General features: G+C 65.5%; 16 protein-coding genes. 11 read left to right on the top strand and 5 right to left on the bottom strand.

All coding sequences use genetic code 11. The features are described 5' to 3' along the window. Window positions 1-64 precede the first annotated feature (64 nt). The 3 genes from ctaD (at window position 65) to VF34_RS04705 (ending at window position 3,489) form a co-directional block, all read left to right on the top strand. Entirely contained in the window at window positions 65-1,837 is a 1,773-nt protein-coding gene (ctaD, locus tag VF34_RS04715) for an aa3-type cytochrome oxidase subunit I (RefSeq protein WP_072692203.1), read from the top strand. A 91-nt stretch (window positions 1,838-1,928) separates the two neighbouring features. Beyond that, window positions 1,929-2,522 carry a copper resistance CopC family protein gene (locus tag VF34_RS04710; protein WP_008720475.1) on the top strand — a complete coding sequence of 198 codons (594 nt, stop codon included), beginning with the start codon at window positions 1,929-1,931 and terminating at the stop codon, window positions 2,520-2,522. A 10-nt stretch (window positions 2,523-2,532) separates the two neighbouring features. After that, window positions 2,533-3,489 (top strand): cytochrome c oxidase assembly protein, encoded by a 957-nt coding sequence (locus VF34_RS04705; RefSeq protein ID WP_008720478.1) that lies wholly within the window; start codon window positions 2,533-2,535, stop codon window positions 3,487-3,489. Window positions 3,490-3,573: 84 nt separating this feature from the next. Here the strand turns inward: VF34_RS04705 and VF34_RS04700 are convergent, their stop codons facing one another. From VF34_RS04700 to VF34_RS04690, 3 genes are all read right to left on the bottom strand, one after another. After that, window positions 3,574-4,695: a M23 family metallopeptidase gene (locus VF34_RS04700; RefSeq protein WP_230558228.1), complete on the bottom strand. Its 1,122-nt coding sequence runs from the start codon at window positions 4,693-4,695 to the stop codon at window positions 3,574-3,576. Window positions 4,696-4,934: 239 nt separating this feature from the next. Continuing rightward, the gene (locus VF34_RS04695; protein WP_008720482.1) at window positions 4,935-5,693 is read right to left on the bottom strand and encodes a DUF305 domain-containing protein; all 759 of its coding nucleotides are present in this window, start codon (window positions 5,691-5,693) and stop codon (window positions 4,935-4,937) included. Continuing rightward, complete coding sequence (locus VF34_RS04690; protein WP_032373348.1) at window positions 5,690-6,481, bottom strand: DUF3105 domain-containing protein; 792 nt, start codon at window positions 6,479-6,481, stop codon at window positions 5,690-5,692. Before VF34_RS04690 ends, VF34_RS04695 begins: the two co-directional genes overlap by 4 nt. Before the next feature lie 80 nt (window positions 6,482-6,561). Between VF34_RS04690 and VF34_RS04685 the strand changes: the two genes are divergently transcribed. From VF34_RS04685 to VF34_RS04670, 3 genes are all read left to right on the top strand, one after another. After that, the gene (locus VF34_RS04685; protein WP_008720486.1) at window positions 6,562-6,873 is read left to right on the top strand and encodes a DUF4229 domain-containing protein; all 312 of its coding nucleotides are present in this window, start codon (window positions 6,562-6,564) and stop codon (window positions 6,871-6,873) included. Window positions 6,874-7,725: 852 nt separating this feature from the next. Then, the gene (locus tag VF34_RS04680; RefSeq protein ID WP_008720488.1) at window positions 7,726-8,451 is read left to right on the top strand and encodes a YoaK family protein; all 726 of its coding nucleotides are present in this window, start codon (window positions 7,726-7,728) and stop codon (window positions 8,449-8,451) included. A 978-nt stretch (window positions 8,452-9,429) separates the two neighbouring features. After that, on the top strand, window positions 9,430-9,726 hold the full coding sequence (locus VF34_RS04670) for a hypothetical protein (protein WP_008720468.1): 297 nt from the start codon (window positions 9,430-9,432) through the stop codon (window positions 9,724-9,726). 494 nt (window positions 9,727-10,220) lie between these two features. Here VF34_RS04670 and VF34_RS04665 read toward each other — a convergent pair whose 3' ends face one another. Together VF34_RS04665 and VF34_RS04660 are read right to left on the bottom strand one after the other, a co-directional pair. After that, entirely contained in the window at window positions 10,221-11,177 is a 957-nt protein-coding gene (locus VF34_RS04665; protein ID WP_008720467.1) for a M56 family metallopeptidase, read from the bottom strand. After that, a complete protein-coding gene (locus tag VF34_RS04660; RefSeq protein ID WP_008720466.1) occupies window positions 11,174-11,551 on the bottom strand; it encodes a BlaI/MecI/CopY family transcriptional regulator in 378 nt (125 codons plus the stop codon). Before VF34_RS04660 ends, VF34_RS04665 begins: the two co-directional genes overlap by 4 nt. Window positions 11,552-11,979: 428 nt before the next feature. On the opposite strand from VF34_RS04660, the gene VF34_RS04655 reads away from it, so the two are divergent. From VF34_RS04655 to VF34_RS04635, 5 genes are all read left to right on the top strand, one after another. Continuing rightward, complete coding sequence (locus VF34_RS04655; protein ID WP_008720465.1) at window positions 11,980-12,339, top strand: MerR family transcriptional regulator; 360 nt, start codon at window positions 11,980-11,982, stop codon at window positions 12,337-12,339. A 297-nt stretch (window positions 12,340-12,636) separates the two neighbouring features. After that, window positions 12,637-13,017 carry an ArsR/SmtB family transcription factor gene (locus VF34_RS04650; RefSeq protein ID WP_008720464.1) on the top strand — a complete coding sequence of 127 codons (381 nt, stop codon included), beginning with the start codon at window positions 12,637-12,639 and terminating at the stop codon, window positions 13,015-13,017. Continuing rightward, window positions 13,014-14,969 carry a heavy metal translocating P-type ATPase gene (locus tag VF34_RS04645; RefSeq protein WP_008720463.1) on the top strand — a complete coding sequence of 652 codons (1,956 nt, stop codon included), beginning with the start codon at window positions 13,014-13,016 and terminating at the stop codon, window positions 14,967-14,969. Before VF34_RS04650 ends, VF34_RS04645 begins: the two co-directional genes overlap by 4 nt. After that, entirely contained in the window at window positions 14,966-15,511 is a 546-nt protein-coding gene (locus tag VF34_RS04640; protein ID WP_008720462.1) for a signal peptidase II, read from the top strand. The genes VF34_RS04645 and VF34_RS04640 overlap by 4 nt, the downstream gene beginning before the upstream one ends. A 94-nt stretch (window positions 15,512-15,605) precedes the next feature. Continuing rightward, window positions 15,606-16,208 carry a cadmium resistance transporter gene (locus tag VF34_RS04635; protein WP_008720461.1) on the top strand — a complete coding sequence of 201 codons (603 nt, stop codon included), beginning with the start codon at window positions 15,606-15,608 and terminating at the stop codon, window positions 16,206-16,208. Window positions 16,209-16,377: the final 169 nt, after the last annotated feature.

Below are 16,377 nucleotides of genomic sequence, written 5' to 3'. Positions count from 1 at the left end.
CATAGTATTTGGGTTACACTGGCGGACGCGTCCTGTAATTCGCGTGCGACACGAAGGTGGTTCCATGACGGCGCTGACATCTCCTCCGGCTGCGCCGGCGGTTCGCCCCTATCCACCCCGCGGGGCCCGCAAGGGGTCGTTCCTGCACACGATGGTCACCACCACCGATCCGAAGGTCATCGGACTGATGTACTTGGTGACCTCGTTCGGGTTCTTTCTCGTCGGTGGCCTGATGGCGTTGATCATGCGCTCCGAGCTCGCGGTCCCGGGAATGCAGTTCCTCTCCAACGAGCAGTACAACCAGCTCTTCACCATGCACGGCACGATCATGCTGCTGCTCTACGCCACCCCGATCGTCTTCGGCTTCGGCAACTACATCCTGCCGCTGCAGATCGGCGCACCCGATGTCGCCTTCCCCCGGCTCAATGCCTTCTCCTACTGGCTGTACCTGTTCGGCGCACTGGTCACCACCGCAGGTTTCATCAGCCCCGGCGGTGCCGCAGACTTCGGCTGGACCGCGTACACCCCGTTGAGCAGCGCCGTCTACTCCCCCGGTATCGGATCCGACCTGTGGATCGTGGGCCTGCTCGTCGCCGGCCTGGGCACCATCCTGGGCGGGGTCAACATGGTCACCACCGTGGTGTGCCTGCGCGCACCGGGAATGACGATGTTCCGGCTACCGATCTTCACCTGGAACATCCTGGTGACCTCGATCTTGATCCTGCTGGCGTTCCCACTGCTGACCGCAGCACTGATGGGCCTGCTCGCCGACCGTAAACTCGGCACCCACATCTTCGATCCCGCCAACGGCGGAGCGTTGCTCTGGCAGCACCTGTTCTGGTTCTTCGGACACCCCGAGGTCTACATCATCGCGCTACCGTTCTTCGGAATCGTCTCGGAGATCTTCCCGGTCTTCTCCCGCAAACCCATCTTCGGGTACAAGGGGTTGATCTACGCCACCGTCGGCATCGCCGCCCTGTCCATCGCGGTGTGGGCGCACCACATGTACGCCACCGGTGCCGTGCTGCTGCCGTTCTTCTCGTTCATGACCTTCCTCATCGCCGTGCCGACCGGGGTGAAGATCTTCAACTGGATCGGCACCATGTGGCGCGGCCAGGTCACCCTCGAATCCCCCATGCTCTTCTCCATCGGATTCCTGATCACGTTCGTCTTCGGTGGACTGTCCGGAGTGCTCCTGGCGAGCCCGCCCATCGACTTCAACGTCACCGACACCTACTTCGTCGTCGCGCACTTCCACTACGTCGTGTTCGGAACGGTCGTGTTCGCGACCTACGCCGGCATCTACTTCTGGTTCCCCAAGATGACCGGCCGCATGCTCGACGAACGACTGGGCAAGTGGCACTTCTGGCTGACGTTCCTCGGCTTCCACGCCACCTTCCTCGTCCAGCACTGGCTCGGCGCCCAAGGAATGCCGCGCCGCTACGCCGACTACCTCCCGTCCGACGGATTCACCACCCTCAACCAGATCTCGACCGTGGGATCGTTCGTCCTCGGGGCCTCGACGCTGCCGTTCATCTGGAACGTGTTCAAGAGCTACCGCTACGGCGAAGTGGTCACCGTCGACGACCCCTGGGGCTTCGGTAACTCCCTCGAGTGGGCGACCAGTTGCCCACCCCCGCGGCACAATTTCATCGAGATGCCCCGGATCCGCTCCGAGCGGCCGGCGTTCGAGCTGCACTATCCGCACATGGTCGAACGCATCCGCGCCGAGCAGCACGTCGGTGGCCCGCACTCGGATTCGATCGCGCCCTCGGAAGTGATCACCGAAGCGATTGCCGGACCGGACGTATCGAAACGGCCGGACGTCGACAAGTAACACGGTCGACCGACCCCCGTAGGCTCACACCCCCTTACTACTAGTGCGCATAGTAGTAAGGAGAATCAGTACGACCAGAGGAGAACCGAACGTGAAACGATGGATGCTGGTCGCCGTGCTCATGTGCGGCACAGCACTGTTCTCCGCGGCCCCGGCATCGGCGCACAGTGAACTCGTCAGCTCCGACCCCCCGGCCGATGTGACGCTCGAGTTCGCACCGATCGGCGTCGGCCTCAAGTTCAATCAGGACATCAACGAATCGTTCGCGACCATCAGCGTGGTAGGTCCTGGCGATACTCAGTGGACGCAGGGTACGGCCACGGTCGAGGGCCCCGACGTATCGGTCCTGCTCGAGGACGGCCTACCCAACGGGCAGTACACCGTCGGCTACCGCGTCACCTCCGCGGACGGGCACCCGATCACCGGGTCGTACGGCTTTTCGGTCGACGTCGCGGAGACCGCCACCCGCCCGGACGCTGCTGCACAGCAATCGCAGGGCGGTGCGACCTCGCCGGCTCCCTCGACCACGCCGACGCAGGCCTACGATCCGAACAACCCGTCCGCCAGCGAGGACCGGCCACCGAAACAGAACACCATGATGCTGCTCTCCATCGTGGGCCTGACTGTCCTCGGTCTCGCTGCCATCGCCCTGACGTTGGTGATCCGAGGCAAGGACAAGCAATGACAGGGGCCCGATGAACATCGCCGCCGTAACTCCCCCGGAAGGCCCGCCGACCCTGGCAGCGTTGCTGAGCTTCGATCTTCCGCCGCTCCCGATCCTGCCGATCGCCGGCATCGTCATGGCCGGACTGTACTGCTGGGGGCTCTACCGGATCCGCGGCCGGGGTATCGCATGGTCACGGTGGCGGAGTGCGAGTTTTCTGCTCGGCTGCGCGGCGCTGGTCCTGGTGACCGGACTGCAGGTCGAACGCTACGGATACAGCCTGTTCAGCGTCTTCATGTTCCAGCATCTGACGTTGTCGATGACCATCCCACCGTTGTTGGTGGTGGGTTCGCCCGGACGACTTCTGTTGCGTGCCACCGCTCATCACGGAGCCGGGCGGTGGGTACTGATCGCGGCGCTGACGGGGTTGCGTAGCCGCGCCGGGCGCATCGCACTACATCCAGGTCTGACGATCCCGTTGTTCCTCTTCAGCTATTACGGGCTGTATCTGTCGTCGATCTTCGATGTTCTCGCCATCACAGTCATCGGGCACGTATCGATGGAGATCTTCTTCTTCGCCAGCGGGCTGCTGTTCATCATCCCTGTGCTCGCCGTCGGCCCCCTCCCCGTTCGGCAGAGCAATCTGGGCCGGTTGTTCGACCTGTTCGTCGAGATGCCGTTGCATGTGTTCTTCGGTGTCATCCTGATGATGTCGAGCACCCCCATGCTCGCCACGTTCGCCTCCCCTCCCCCGCAGTGGGGTGTCGATCCGGTATCCGATCAGAAGCTCGCCGGGGCGCTTGCGTGGTCCTACGGTGAGCCGGTGGCCCTGCTGGTGGTGCTCATCTTCTGCATTCGGTGGAACCGGGACGAAAAGGAGGAATCGGCTGCCGCGGACCGGCACGCCGAAGAAGACGGGTACAGCGAACTCAACGCCTACAACGACTTTCTGAAAAAGATCGGTAGCGAGACCAGTCAACGGACCTGAGCTGTCGCGGCCGTCCCGCGCTCGGGGACTGCCGCGAGCTCATCGCCTGATCGCGCTTACTGGCAAGGGCCTGATCGGGCGCATTCATCGCGCACGTGTGCCCACCCCGATTCTGGCTCCACGCTCACCGAGCCAGGCTTGCGGATCGACCTTCTGTCCCGCGGGAGAAGTCGCCTCGAAATGCAGATGCGGACCCGTCGAGTTACCGCGGTTCCCGACCTCTGCAATCCGATCGCCCTTACGGACGCGCTGACCCACCGTGACCGAATTTCCGTTGTTGTGCCCGTAGGTGGTGATCGATCCATCGTCGTGTCTGATCCGAACCCACAGCCCGAAGCCCTGTGCGGGCCCGGCGCTGATGACCGTTCCATCGGCCGCGGCGACGATCGGTGAGCCCAGTGAGTCGGCGATGTCGACACCGCCGTGTTGTGTCCCGCTTCGGGTGCCGAAATTCGAGGTGACCAGTCCGCTGCTGGGTGCGACAGCAGACGCAGTACCTCGGGAGGTGGCCGAGCCACCGGACGTGGAACCGCGCTGCTGTGCTGCATCAGGAACAGAATCTTCGGGCGCGGTCGTCTCGGATGCGGGAGGGGTGTCGGTGGTGCCGGGCACGGGCGAATCGCGGCCGGTGTTGCCCGTCACCGGATCCTGTTCCCCACCTCGGTCGCCGTCATGCGGGACTGCGGGGTCGAGGGCGTCGACCTGGAGCGATGCGGCGATACGAAGGGCCAGGAGTGGGTCGAGAGTCGCCAACGGGGCCAGGCAGGACAGGGACTGCGCCGGGGCATTCGAGACTCCACGGGCGATGGCGTCGACGATGCATCCTGCCGACGCGGACACCGGGCCGGCGGTGTCCGCGATGACGCCGCCGGCCTGGGCGGCGGCCCACGTCGAGGATGCGAAGGCTGCGAGGTCTGCCACCGCGATCGGATCGGTACCGATTGTCGCGGCCCGATCGGCCAGGCGGATCAACCGGCTGACGGCGTCGGCGGTCTGCTGACCTTCGACCTCGTCCCCGGACTCCACGGCCGGTTGACCCGGATTCGCTTCGGCTACCGGGGCGTGCAGGAACACCGCACCGAGTGCGGCACCGACGATCACGTATGTCCGCGCACCTCGGCATGCGCGACGTCGCCCGCCGCTCGGCGTCGTCTTTCCCGCGTTGTTCACGTGGTCACCCCACCCTTCTCGTTGAATGCCGGTCACGATCGCAGTGGATGCCGTGTCGGCCGTGGGTCAGTGTTGCGTGATCCCATCGACACCACAAGCCCCTTCTGTCACACTCTCGACTGCATTCGTCGCTGTTTCGCCTATCGATTCGGCGTCGAAAGTGAGTGCTTTGCACAGTAACTCGACGATTCGACGCCTTTTCATGCGTGCCGATGCCGGTCATGGGGGTCATCCCAATCGTTATTACTATGCAACATAGTATTTAGATATCGGCGTCAGCTCTCCGGCAACGGTGAGACCCCGTGTGCGCTCAGCAGGACATCGATCTGACCGACCTCGGCGGTTTGCGCGGAGGCGATCGAGCCCGCGAGCGCGGCGACAGCGGGAACTGTCGCGTTCGCTGCTCCCTGCTCTGCCATCGGGATTCCCCCACGATGGTGGCGGCGGAGCAGTTGTAGATACCGGCCGTCGAATTCTTCGGCGTTCATCCGGCGAAGTGCCGTCAGCTCGGCGGTACTGGCCATGCCGGGCATCGACGTCGCGTCCTGTCCGCTGTCGTTCGCGGACGCGCTCATGTCCATCGGGTGACCCCCTGTCGAGCTGGCCCCGGTCATCCACGTCATCGTCGGGCCGTCGGGCAGATATGGCCTGTCCCACAGTGTCAACCAGCCTTGCATCGTGCCGACTTGGCTCTGCTGCGAGGTCAACACGTCGAAGGCGAGGGTCCGGATGACCGGATCCGTCGAGCGTCCCAACGCCATCGCCGACATCTCGATCGCCTGGTTGTGATGGACCGACATGTCCTGCGCGAAACCCACATCCACCGAATTCGATGCCGGTACGGCCACTCGTGCGCTGTCCGGTGTGAGCAGTACGCCGATGAGGACGCCGGACAGGACGAGAGCTGTCACCGCCAAGCCGATGAGCAGTGCCCTGGGCCTGGATCTGGGTCCCGTTTCCGCGGCGTCATTCTGTGCACTGTCGTTCTGTGCATCGTCGATCTGGGCATCGTCGGCCTGGCCGTGCACGGTCATCGACTCCCCTCCCCCATCGGCGCTGGCGCACTGTCGAGGGCCGGGTCTTCCTCGAGGGGCACCGCGTCCGGTCCTGGCTCGCTGGCGTCGAACGGCGGCGGGTTGTCGGGATCGAACGCGCCGGGAATGGTCGAGCAACTGGCTCCGCTCTCGGGGTGGGTCGAGGGGTTCTGTCGCAGAGCAGCGACGAACTGAGTGATGCGCCGGTCGGAGGCATTGTCGAGCTCGAGTCGATGGCCCCACGACTGCAGCGTGATCGGTGCCGTCAGGCCCGGGTAGGGCGACATCATCGTGTAGGGCTCGCCCTCGACCCGCCCGGCGAGTGAACCGACCTCGTCGGAGGAGACCCGGTTCGGGTCGTACGTCACCCACACCGCCCCGTGTTCGAGCGAATGAACCGCGTTCTCGCTGCGTAGCGGGACGGGGTACACCACTCCGGTACACGTCGCCCAGGTCTGGTCGTGAGGGCCGCCGAACGGCGGACTCTGATCGTAGGCAACTCTCTGAGCTGGTTCGACGTGCCGCGCGGCCGGATACTCGACCTCGACGACGCCGTCGATGCCGCGGGAGGGGTCCGGGTCGTCGGCGGTCGGCGCGAACCGCTCGGCCTGATTGCGTTCGAGGACGCGGGGGGCCAGGTTGTATCCGATCGCACCGACGAGCACGACGATGACGACACCCGCGCCTATCACCGCCCAGGGAGCGCGCACGCCCCCGGGCACTCCGGCTGGGCGTGATCGCCGAGTCGAGCTCCGTCGGCCTCGGGCGGGGTTTCTGCTGCTGTTCATATTGCTCCTCCATCAAATACTATGCACCATAGTATTTGAATCAAGGTCCCAGGAAGCCCCTACGCACGACAGGACGGCCGATGCCGGTGTTCCGCGCACCCTCAACTGCTCGCGGGCAGCTTGCCCTTCATGTGCTGGCCTACAACGGTGCACGCCTGCTCTTCGTGTGTGTCGCCGCAGGAGTGCTTTTGGCCGTCGACGCACTGACGAGCCTTGACATTTCCTTCGTGTTGGTACTGCTTGGCGCACTTGCAGCAAGCCTGCCGCTGTCGGCACTGACCCTGAGGAAGCTCCGCCGAACCATCAATGCGGACATCGAAGCAGTCGATCGCACGCGCTCGATCAAGAAGCGAGGCCCCGCGGCGGGACGACCCGGCACCGACAAACCGTGACGTCGGCGCACGGACTTCGGCGTTGGCGTTGGCGTTGGCGTTGGCGGATCGTCCGTGTCGGTCACTGTTCGCCGACCCATTCGACGGACGCTTCGGCGTCCGGCTCGATGTCTAGTAGTTCCAGGGTGCGGTGCATCAGAGTCTCGATCCGATACTCGAGATCATCGACGAGGTCAGGCACATCGGCCAGAGCGGCGTGGGCACGGCGGCGGGCATCGACACCGATTAGCTAGTAGTCCGAGCCTGGTGCAGCTGACACCGGGTGCGGTGGTGTGCCGGTGACGTCAGTTTCCCGCTCGCCACGACCGCGTCGCCACGACAGGGGCGGGCGTGGATCGCGCCGGGGCAGTCGCCCGGAGCGGTGAGCAGCGATGACCGCCCCGACCGCTACCTGGGGCATCGGGTCGGCGGGAAACGGCACGACCCCACCGGTCGATCGGAACGGCGACGGGGCCTGGACGCACCGGCCACCTGCACATACCGGGAAAAGTCTCCCCCGGTACGTGCTCGGTGAGTAGTAGCGTCGAGGGGTAGCGATAGAACCGCAGGACAGTACGCCAGCGTTCCCACATCTCGGCGGGACGGAAGCCTTCCGACTCATCGGCTGATATCCGGACACTGTGCCGCCCACCGATCCACAGGGATGGAACTGACCACGCGCGGATGGGCCGCGAGTTCGTGCTACTTGAGCACGCAAATTACACCGCTGGGTGGGCTTGTCACCGAGGTCGGCAGACGAGGTGCAGGTGGGAGTTCGATTGCTTCCGAAGGGAATACGAACACCGAAGAACCGCCGAGTGAGCTGCACCTCATCGACTTGCGGCTCCGTACACGGCCGGGAGACTTGGTTGCATGACATCTTCTGTGGCACTCAGCCGCGAAACAGCCGTCGGCGCGGAGGCGCGACTGTCGTGGATACTGTCCGCGCTGGCCGGAATGGTGGGTGCTGTCGCATTTCTGCATTCGGCGGGGTATTTCGTGACGTTCATGACCGGCAACACCGAACGCGCCGTCATCGGGCATTTCGGCAGTCCGGAAGGTAAGCCCGTTGCACCCGGCGCATCGCCGTGGGCGGCGCTGGCTTTGATGGGTGCCTTTCTGGCGGGAGTGGTGATCGCGTCGATCTGCCGCCGCCGATACTGGTCCAATCACCCACACGGAGCAACAGTTGTCACGACCATCGCCCTCGCCGCGGCAGGGCTCATCGATATCGGGATATCCGGCTGGGCGTCCGACGACGTAAATTTCTATCCCATTCTGTTGGTTGCGTTCGCTCTCGGCGCGCTCAACACAGCATTCACGAAACGAGAAGAAACCTACATCCCCCTGAGCTACGTCACCGGCACCGTCGTCAAACTGGGCCAAGGGATCGAAAGACACCTACTGGGCGGCGGTACTTACCTCGACTGGCTTTGCTATGCAATGCTTCTCGGGTCCTTCGCAGCCGGAGGCGCAGCCGGGGCTCTGATCGGTGCCGCGATCACCGGACCTCAAGTACTCCTGGTTACCGCAGCCATCAGCCTGCTTGCAAGCATCTTCACCTTCACTCACACCGAGCGACGATCCCTATGGGGATAGGTCTATTCCCGGCCAGCGAAAACCTACGGGTCCGCGCTCCCGAGATCGTTCTGCTCCACCGGCGGACTCGACCAACAGAAACACTGTCGCAACGTGAATCAATCGGTTTGAGCGTGTGGAGAGGATGTTCGATACACACCATCTCTCGCTTGGCCCTGATCTCTTCGCCAAGGCGTCAGCGATGCCGGTAGTTGCTAGGTGGGTTGGGAGGTCGGTGCCGAAACCGTCAATAGTCGGCGACGCCGACGAGCGAGCTCGGTTTCGCAGCTACGTCGTGCACGGCCGCATCGGTCCCCGTGTGCGATCCGGATCGGAGCCATTGCCGACGACGGATACGGCAGATTCTGGGTCTCCCGCTGTGGACAACCGCGGGTGGTTCGCCCGCATCGCTACGCGTTGGCCATCGCGCTCGGTGGGTCGATCGACGAGTCGGTGAACGCATTGCACATGTCCGACAACCCGATCTGTGTACGAGTGACGCTGGACGAGGCGCAGCAACAGCCTCTTCACGTGGTCGACGGGAACCAATCGCAGAATCTGCGCGACATGGCCGCGAAAGGTCGCGGCGGTGGACGCCGCCGACCCGGGCTTTGGTACGGGCCGGATCGAGCCGCACGGGCGACGCGCGCCGGTTGCGTACGGCGGTACGCCATGGCCGAGACGACGTATCGGTGCAGGCAGCCTACTGAAGAGCGGTACACCCACGCTGTTCTCTCTAGCGTCGACGGATCGCAACCCACAGTCCGCAACGTCGGCAGATATAGGCAGCTCCCCCTGCCAGGGAGTGCAACTTCACGGTCGGGAAATCGCGACCACAGCAGGAACAGGCCGAGGTGCCGTCACTCTCACTGGACAGATTCATGAGCAAGCCCTTTCCGTCGAGAGTGACGGGAGAAGTTCGGCACTCCGTCTCCTTCCGCGTAATCGAATTCTACGACCTGTGCGCTGCCAACTTCAGCACGGATATACCGTGGGTGGATGGAGATCACCCTGCAGTATTTCGACGGTTGCCCGAACTGGACGGTCACTGCTGAACGGTTGCAGCTCCTCGCCGCGGAACACTCGGACGCCGTGCTCGTCTATCAACGCGTGGACACGGTGGACATGGCCGAACAGGTGCGTTTTCGTGGCTCTCCGACCGTTCTCGTCGACGGCGTCGACGTCATGGGCGACACATCCGCCGCAGTCGGTCTGGCCTGCCGTGTGTACATGACAGGTGACGGGCCGGCGGGTGCGCCGAGCATGGCTCAGCTCCGGGAAGCCATCCTCGGCTGACACCCGAATCGGGATACCCCAGGGGGTACTCATTGGTATCGTCGGTGACATACAGTCAGCTGATCGGCATGGTCGACGGGGCACAGCTCCGGAGGCCGGTTTGCTGAAAGCACTGACGGTGTTCGGCGTGCTGTTAATGCCTTCGGTGACACCGAACAATGAAGGTGATACAGCCGTGCTCGGGGGCCCGCATCCCTTTTTGAGTGCGGAGTCGCGGACGTCGCTGAATCCGGCGGTCGTCGATCCGACGAGATGTCCCGTGCGGGCGTTCTTCATCCCGCAGATGCGGGCCGTCCCGTCTCGACGGACCAGGGATCGACGCAGTTCGCAACCGTCGACACCGACGGCAACCTGATCGCCTTGCATAACGACGCCCCCGCACCCGAGGGACAGTTCTACCCGTCGCTCGACGGACGAGGGCGCACGATTGAAATTGGCTCGGCGCGGCGACTGCCGTCACCACTGACCGATCGACCCGCTCTTGGCAGGACCACTCAAGAGCCCATCGGACCACACATGATCACACCCGCAGCGGCGAGGGCACCGAACACGATCGGACTCGCGGTGATCGAGAGGACGATCAAGGACAGTTGGGTGCGGGCCCGCGCGTGCACGGGGGTGGACACAGCGACGGTGAGGCGATGAGCACGAGCGAGCACGTCGCCTCCGCTCGCGCCGAGGGCACCCGCGGGAGCGACGGACGAACCAGTGAGGGCGAGCAGACCACCGAGTAGCGCCCGCCGACCATGGGAGCGGGCAGCGCTGTCGTCCGCGCACATCTCGAGCAGCAGGGCGATCTCGGTCGCCCCGTCGCGGAACAACCGCATCCATGGAGCTGCCGCGGCGAGTCCGCGAACAGAGGCGAGCAGCAGGTGATGGCGACCGATTAGGTGAGCACGTTCGTGCGCCAAGACGGCGCCTAACTGATCCGGGACGAGTGCATCCAGGGCACCAGTAGTGATCACGATGGTCTTCGGACGGCCAGCAACGCAGTAGGCGAGCCGATCCGCGGTGTCGACGACCACCGCGTCGGTACCGGGCAGGCGTTGGCCGATCACCCTCGCCGTCCGGGCGTGGCGAAGCGTGTGCGTTCGCATCCGCAGCATGCCCCGCCCAGCCCTCCACACCACCAACGGAAGCGCCGCCGCAGCGACCGCGGAGACTGCTATCAGTGTTCCCTGAAGCAGTGCTGCGGCACGGCCGTCGATCGACCGGAGCACCTCGACGACGCACGCTGACACCCAGTGAGCGTCTCTGTTCCAATGCACCGCTTCGGTGACGAGCATGATCGCCGCGCCGGTCCAGGTCAGGATCACCACCGCCATTGCTGCACTCCAGGCAGCTATCCCGAGCTGCGGAGCGATGCCCCGGCGGGTCAGTCGCGCGAGCACAGGCGGACCGGCTACCGAGACCACGAGCCCGTAGAGCAGCAGGCACAGAGTCAGAGTCATCGCGACTGGCCGGGGTCGGTCAGTCTGCGCAACGCTCTTCGCACACGCTCCGACTCTTCGTCGCTCATCTGCTCGACGAAATGGGTGAGCACCAGGTCCGACTTGCCGCCCGCAGCGAACGCGTGACGCATCAGCCGGGCACTGTGCTCCTCGCGAGACAACGTCGGCCAGTAGTCGAACGCCTTGCCCCTACGGGTGCGCTCCAACCAGCCCTTACGGTGCAGGTTGTCCATCGTCGACATCACCGTGGTGTAGGCAATCACCCGCTGCTCGGCCAATTCGTCGAACAACTCCCGCACGGTGCTTCGCGCACCGCGGGCCCACAGGCGATCCATCACTACCGCCTCGAGTTCACCGAATCCGTTCACCCGCACCTATCGCCTCCTGCCCTGTCGTCTCCTGATCCTAGGGTCGTCGGTAACACGACATCTACTATCTATGTACGTACTCAGTATATGGTCGTGATGTCCCGTCTCCTCGGGACCAGAATTGAGGGAGATTCCGATGACCGAACTGATGACCAACCTGCAGACGTGGTGGGATTGCCAGATCATGATGGCCACCGGCATGTGTGGGGACATGTGCGCCGCAATGATGTGTTGCTGACCGGCTGACGACCTGCGATAGGATACTTCCCCCGACTTCCCGAAAGTCGGGGGAAGCTTGCCGGGCGAGCCTCTCGCGCGGCGTCGTACAGAACGAATCGACAGGGCGAGCGCAGTCTTTGACGATTGCGTACGGACGAAGACCAGGCTTGCCGAAGCCCTGCTGATCTGATCTCGTAACTCTCCTCGGCGACGGGGTGCCGGCGACGACGCTGCGCTTCCACGAAAGCGAGGGGCTGCTGCCGGCGGACCGAGCCCCGAACGGGTACCGCGTCTACGACAAACGAGCACAGCAACGGTTGGCGTTCATCACCGCCGCGAAAAGCTCGAAACTGACGCTGCCACAGATCAAGACGATGCTGCGCGCATGGGAGAACGACTCCTGCGCCGCTGTGAAGACCGGGCTGCGGCCAACACTGCGCGAGCACATCACCCGGGAGGAGGAGTCGATCGCGCAGCTCACCGAGCTGCATGCCGCAATGACCGGTGCGTTCGATCGTCTCGACGACACTCCCGACGCGTCGGCGCGCCGTTCGACCCGCAATGCAGCTGGTTGACCTCGGCCTCCTCGCCGTCTCGGACGGATTCGGCGAGTAGGGAATCGAAAGCGCCTTCGTAGCAGGTGCCACCGCGATCGGGAAGTCGGCGATCTCGACCGCGCCGTACGGAGCAACTGCGGTTTGTCGCGTGCGTCCGCAGGTCCGGTGACCGGGTCCCACACCACGGAGGTGTTCTTCGTCGTGCCGTCGTCCTGTCTCAGTACGGCACGACGAGGATCGGACTCGTGCCGACGAGACCGGGGCCGAGCATTCACGCATAGCGATCATACCGGGCTTAGATGCTATCATCGTTGCATGACGATCAATAAGGATGGCCGCCTGCCCGGCGGTTCCACGTCGACTTTCGATGCGGCAGTGTCGTTGTTCCACAGCCTTTCCGATGCGACACGGTTGGCTATCGTTCGCCGTCTCGCCAGCAGGGAGGTGCGTGTAGCGGACCTGGTGAGCGAGCTGGGGCTGGCACAGTCGACGGTATCGGCGCACATGGCGTGCCTGCGGGACTGCGGATTGGTCGTCGGTCGCCCCCAGGGCCGGCAGGTGTTCTACTCCCTCGTCCGGCCGGAACTGTTGGACCTGCTCGCTTCGGCCGAGACCCTCCTCGCCGTCACGGGGAACGCGGTGGCACTCTGCCCGGTTTACGGCACCGCGCCCGCCGGGTCGGCGGTGACCGGATGAGCGACGCATGCGGCTGCGGCCACGACGAACCCCGCCTGGACGGCGACGAGGAGCACGAACCCGACAAGCTGTGGCAGATCACCGAGATCCGAGCTGCCGCGGTGGCCGGTGCACTGCTGGCGGCAGGGCTGATCATTGACTGGATCGGCGGCCCTGATCGGCTGACCCTGGTGCTCGAATCACTCGCGTTGATCGTCGCCGGCTACACCTTCGTCCCGTCGACCCTTCGGCGGCTCGCGCGCGGCAAGATCGGTGTCGGCACCCTGATGACCATCGCGGCGGTCGGTGCCGTGATCCTTGGTGAGGTCGGCGAGGCCGCGATGCTCGCGTTCTTGTTCGCGATCAGCGAGGGCCTCGAGGAGTACGCGGTCGCCCGCACACGGCGAGGTCTACGGGCACTGTTGTCCCTGGTTCCCGACACCGCCACAGTCCGACGAGACGGCCTCGAGCAGGCGGTGTCGCCGACCGAGTTGATGCTCGGGGAGATGATGATCGTCAAGCCCGGCGAGCGCATCGCCACCGACGGCACCATCCGCCGCGGCACCACCGCGCTCGACACCTCGGCGATCACCGGCGAATCGGTGCCCGTCGAGGCCGGGCCCGGCGACGACGTGTATGCCGGGGCGATCAACGGAACCGGCGTTCTCGAGGTGGAGGTCTCCGCACGTGCCGAGGACAACTCGCTGGCCAAGATCGTCCGGATCGTCGAGGCCGAGCAGTCCCGCAAGGGTGAGGCTCAGCGGTTGGCCGACACGATCGCCAGGCCCCTGGTGCCGGCAATCATGGTCGCCGCCGCCCTCATCGCCGCCGTGGGCAGCCTGCTCGGCGAACCACGGGTATGGATCGAACGCGCACTGGTCGTCCTCGTCGCCGCCTCACCGTGCGCACTGGCCATCGCCGTCCCGGTCACCGTCGTCGCGGCGATCGGCGCCGCCAGCAAACTCGGCGTCCTGGTCAAGGGAGGCTCAGCTCTTGAGGCGCTGGGCCGCATCCGCGTGATCGCGCTCGACAAGACCGGCACCCTGACCCGCAACAAGCCGGTCGTCATCGACGTCGCCACCGCGGACGGTGCGACCCGCGAACAGGTCCTCGCCGTGGCCGCAGCGCTGGAAGTGCGCAGCGAGCACCCCCTGGCCGCGGCGATCCTCGCCGCCGTCGACGACCACACACCCGCCGACGACGTCGTCGCAGTCACCGGAGCCGGCCTCACCGGCCGCCTCTGCGGCGACGACGTCCGCCTCGGCCGACCAGGGTGGATCGACCCCGGCCCGCTGGCCGCGGACGTGGAACGGATGCAGCACGCCGGAGCCACCGCCGTCCTCGTCGAACAGGACGGCCGCACCCTCGGCGCGATAGCGGTCCGCGACGAACTGCGACCCGAAGCCGCGGAAGTCGTCGCCGGTCTCCGCCGCGACGGGTACCACGTCGCGATGCTCACCGGGGACAACGAACGCACCGCCCGCGCACTGGCCGCCGACGTCGGCATCGAGGAGGTCCACGCGGATCTGCGACCGGAGGACAAAGCACGCATCATCGGCGACCTGAAGGGCCGCCGGTCGACCGCGATGGTCGGCGACGGCGTCAACGACGCCCCCGCACTGGCCACCGCCGACCTCGGTATCGCCATGGGCGCCATGGGCACCGACGTGGCCATCGAGACCGCCGACGTCGCCCTGATGGGTGAGGACCTGCGGCACCTGCCGCACGCCCTGGCCCACGCGCGCCGATCCCGACGCATCATGCTGCAGAACGTCGGGCTGTCGCTGGCGATCATCACCGTGCTGATGCCGCTCGCCCTGTTCGGAATCCTCGGCCTGGCCGCGGTGGTGCTGGTGCACGAACTCGCCGAGATCGTGGTCATCGCCAACGGAGTCCGCGCCGGCCGCACCCACCCCCTGTCCGCCGCAGCGGTGCCCGCACCTGCCCCGGCAGCAGCCGAGGCCTGGACATGAGCCCAGACCCCACTTCGGGCCCGATGCCGGGTGTCTCGACCGGGGGACGCTCGGCGACTCGATCCCGGTGGACCCTGGCGATCGTCGTCGCCGTCCTCGTCGCGGCGGCACTCGCGGCCGACCCCGTCGCCCGCCGCGCACTCTCCGACGGCCGCGTCATCGAACTGGGGTTGCTGCAACTCAGGCTTGCCTACAACAGCGGTGTCGCCTTCAGCGTCGGGAACGGGCTGCCGCCAGGGGTCATCATCGCGGTCACCGCCATCATCACTCTCGCCATCGCCGTGTACGCGTGGCGCACCGTCCCCGTCGGCTCACTGACCGGGACGGTGGGGCTGTCGGCGGTCGTCGCCGGAGCGGCCGCCAACGTCATCGACCGCGCTGCCGACGGCCGCGTGACGGACTACTTCCACACCGGATGGTGGCCCACCTTCAACCTCGCCGACACCTACCTCACATGCGGCGTAGTCCTGGTCGTCCTCGCGTCGCTCCGGGAGGGCCGAACCCGCGTCGATCCCACGGGCACGGAGCAACGATCCGTATGACTGCTCCCCGACCTCGAATCCGATCGACCTCCATGACGGTCGCGTGCGGCACCGGGGGCGTCCGGTTACATCCTCACCGACGCCCGGTGCGGCAGTGATCACCACCATCGCCGCGGCAGTGGCGATGTTCGCCGGCACCAACATCGACGACATCGTCGTGCTGACGGTGCTGTTCGTCGCCTCCGCCAGCCAGGGTAGGCCGCGGGCGTGGCAGATCGTCACCGGCCAGTACCTCGGCCTGATCACCCTCGTCGCGACCAGCGTCGTCGCCGCTCTGGGACTGGTGATCGTGCCGCAAGAATGGGTCGGGCTACTCGGTGTGCTGCCCCTGTCGCTGGGGCTCTGGACGCTGATCCGCTGGCTGCGCAGCGACGACGAGGACGAACCCCCGGTCGCTGCCACCGGAATGGCAGGCGTTGCTGCCATCACCATCGCCAACGGTGCCGACAACATCGCCGTCTACACCCCGGTCTTTCGGACGCTCGGTCCACCACAGACCGCAGTCACCATCGCCGTGTTCCTGATCTGCGTCGGGATCTGGTGCTACGCCGGCAGGCTGCTGGGCACTCGCAGGAAGGTCGTCGACACTCTCGAACGGGTCGAGCACTGGCTCGTCCCAGCGGTGTTCATCGGCTTGGGTCTCTTCATCCTCCTCGAATCCGGAGTTCTCGCCCGGCTGATCGCCGCCGCGTCATGACCGACACCCGCTCGCGCGCAGCCTGCGGAACCGCTACGGCCCGACTCAGATCGGTTCCCGCCACCGCCCGGTGGCGTCACCTCCATGCCATCGATCGAAGCGTGAGGGTGAGCAAAGGGCGGCGCATCGATACTCGGTCGATCCGTCGGCGATCATCAGATCGACCACG

Origin of the sequence: Rhodococcus sp. PML026 (assembly GCF_000963615.1) — a bacterium.
In the GTDB taxonomy this organism is placed as follows: domain Bacteria; phylum Actinomycetota; class Actinomycetes; order Mycobacteriales; family Mycobacteriaceae; genus Rhodococcoides; species Rhodococcoides fascians.
Note: the sequence above shows the minus strand (reverse complement) of the source record. Positions and strands in the feature narration are given on the sequence as shown.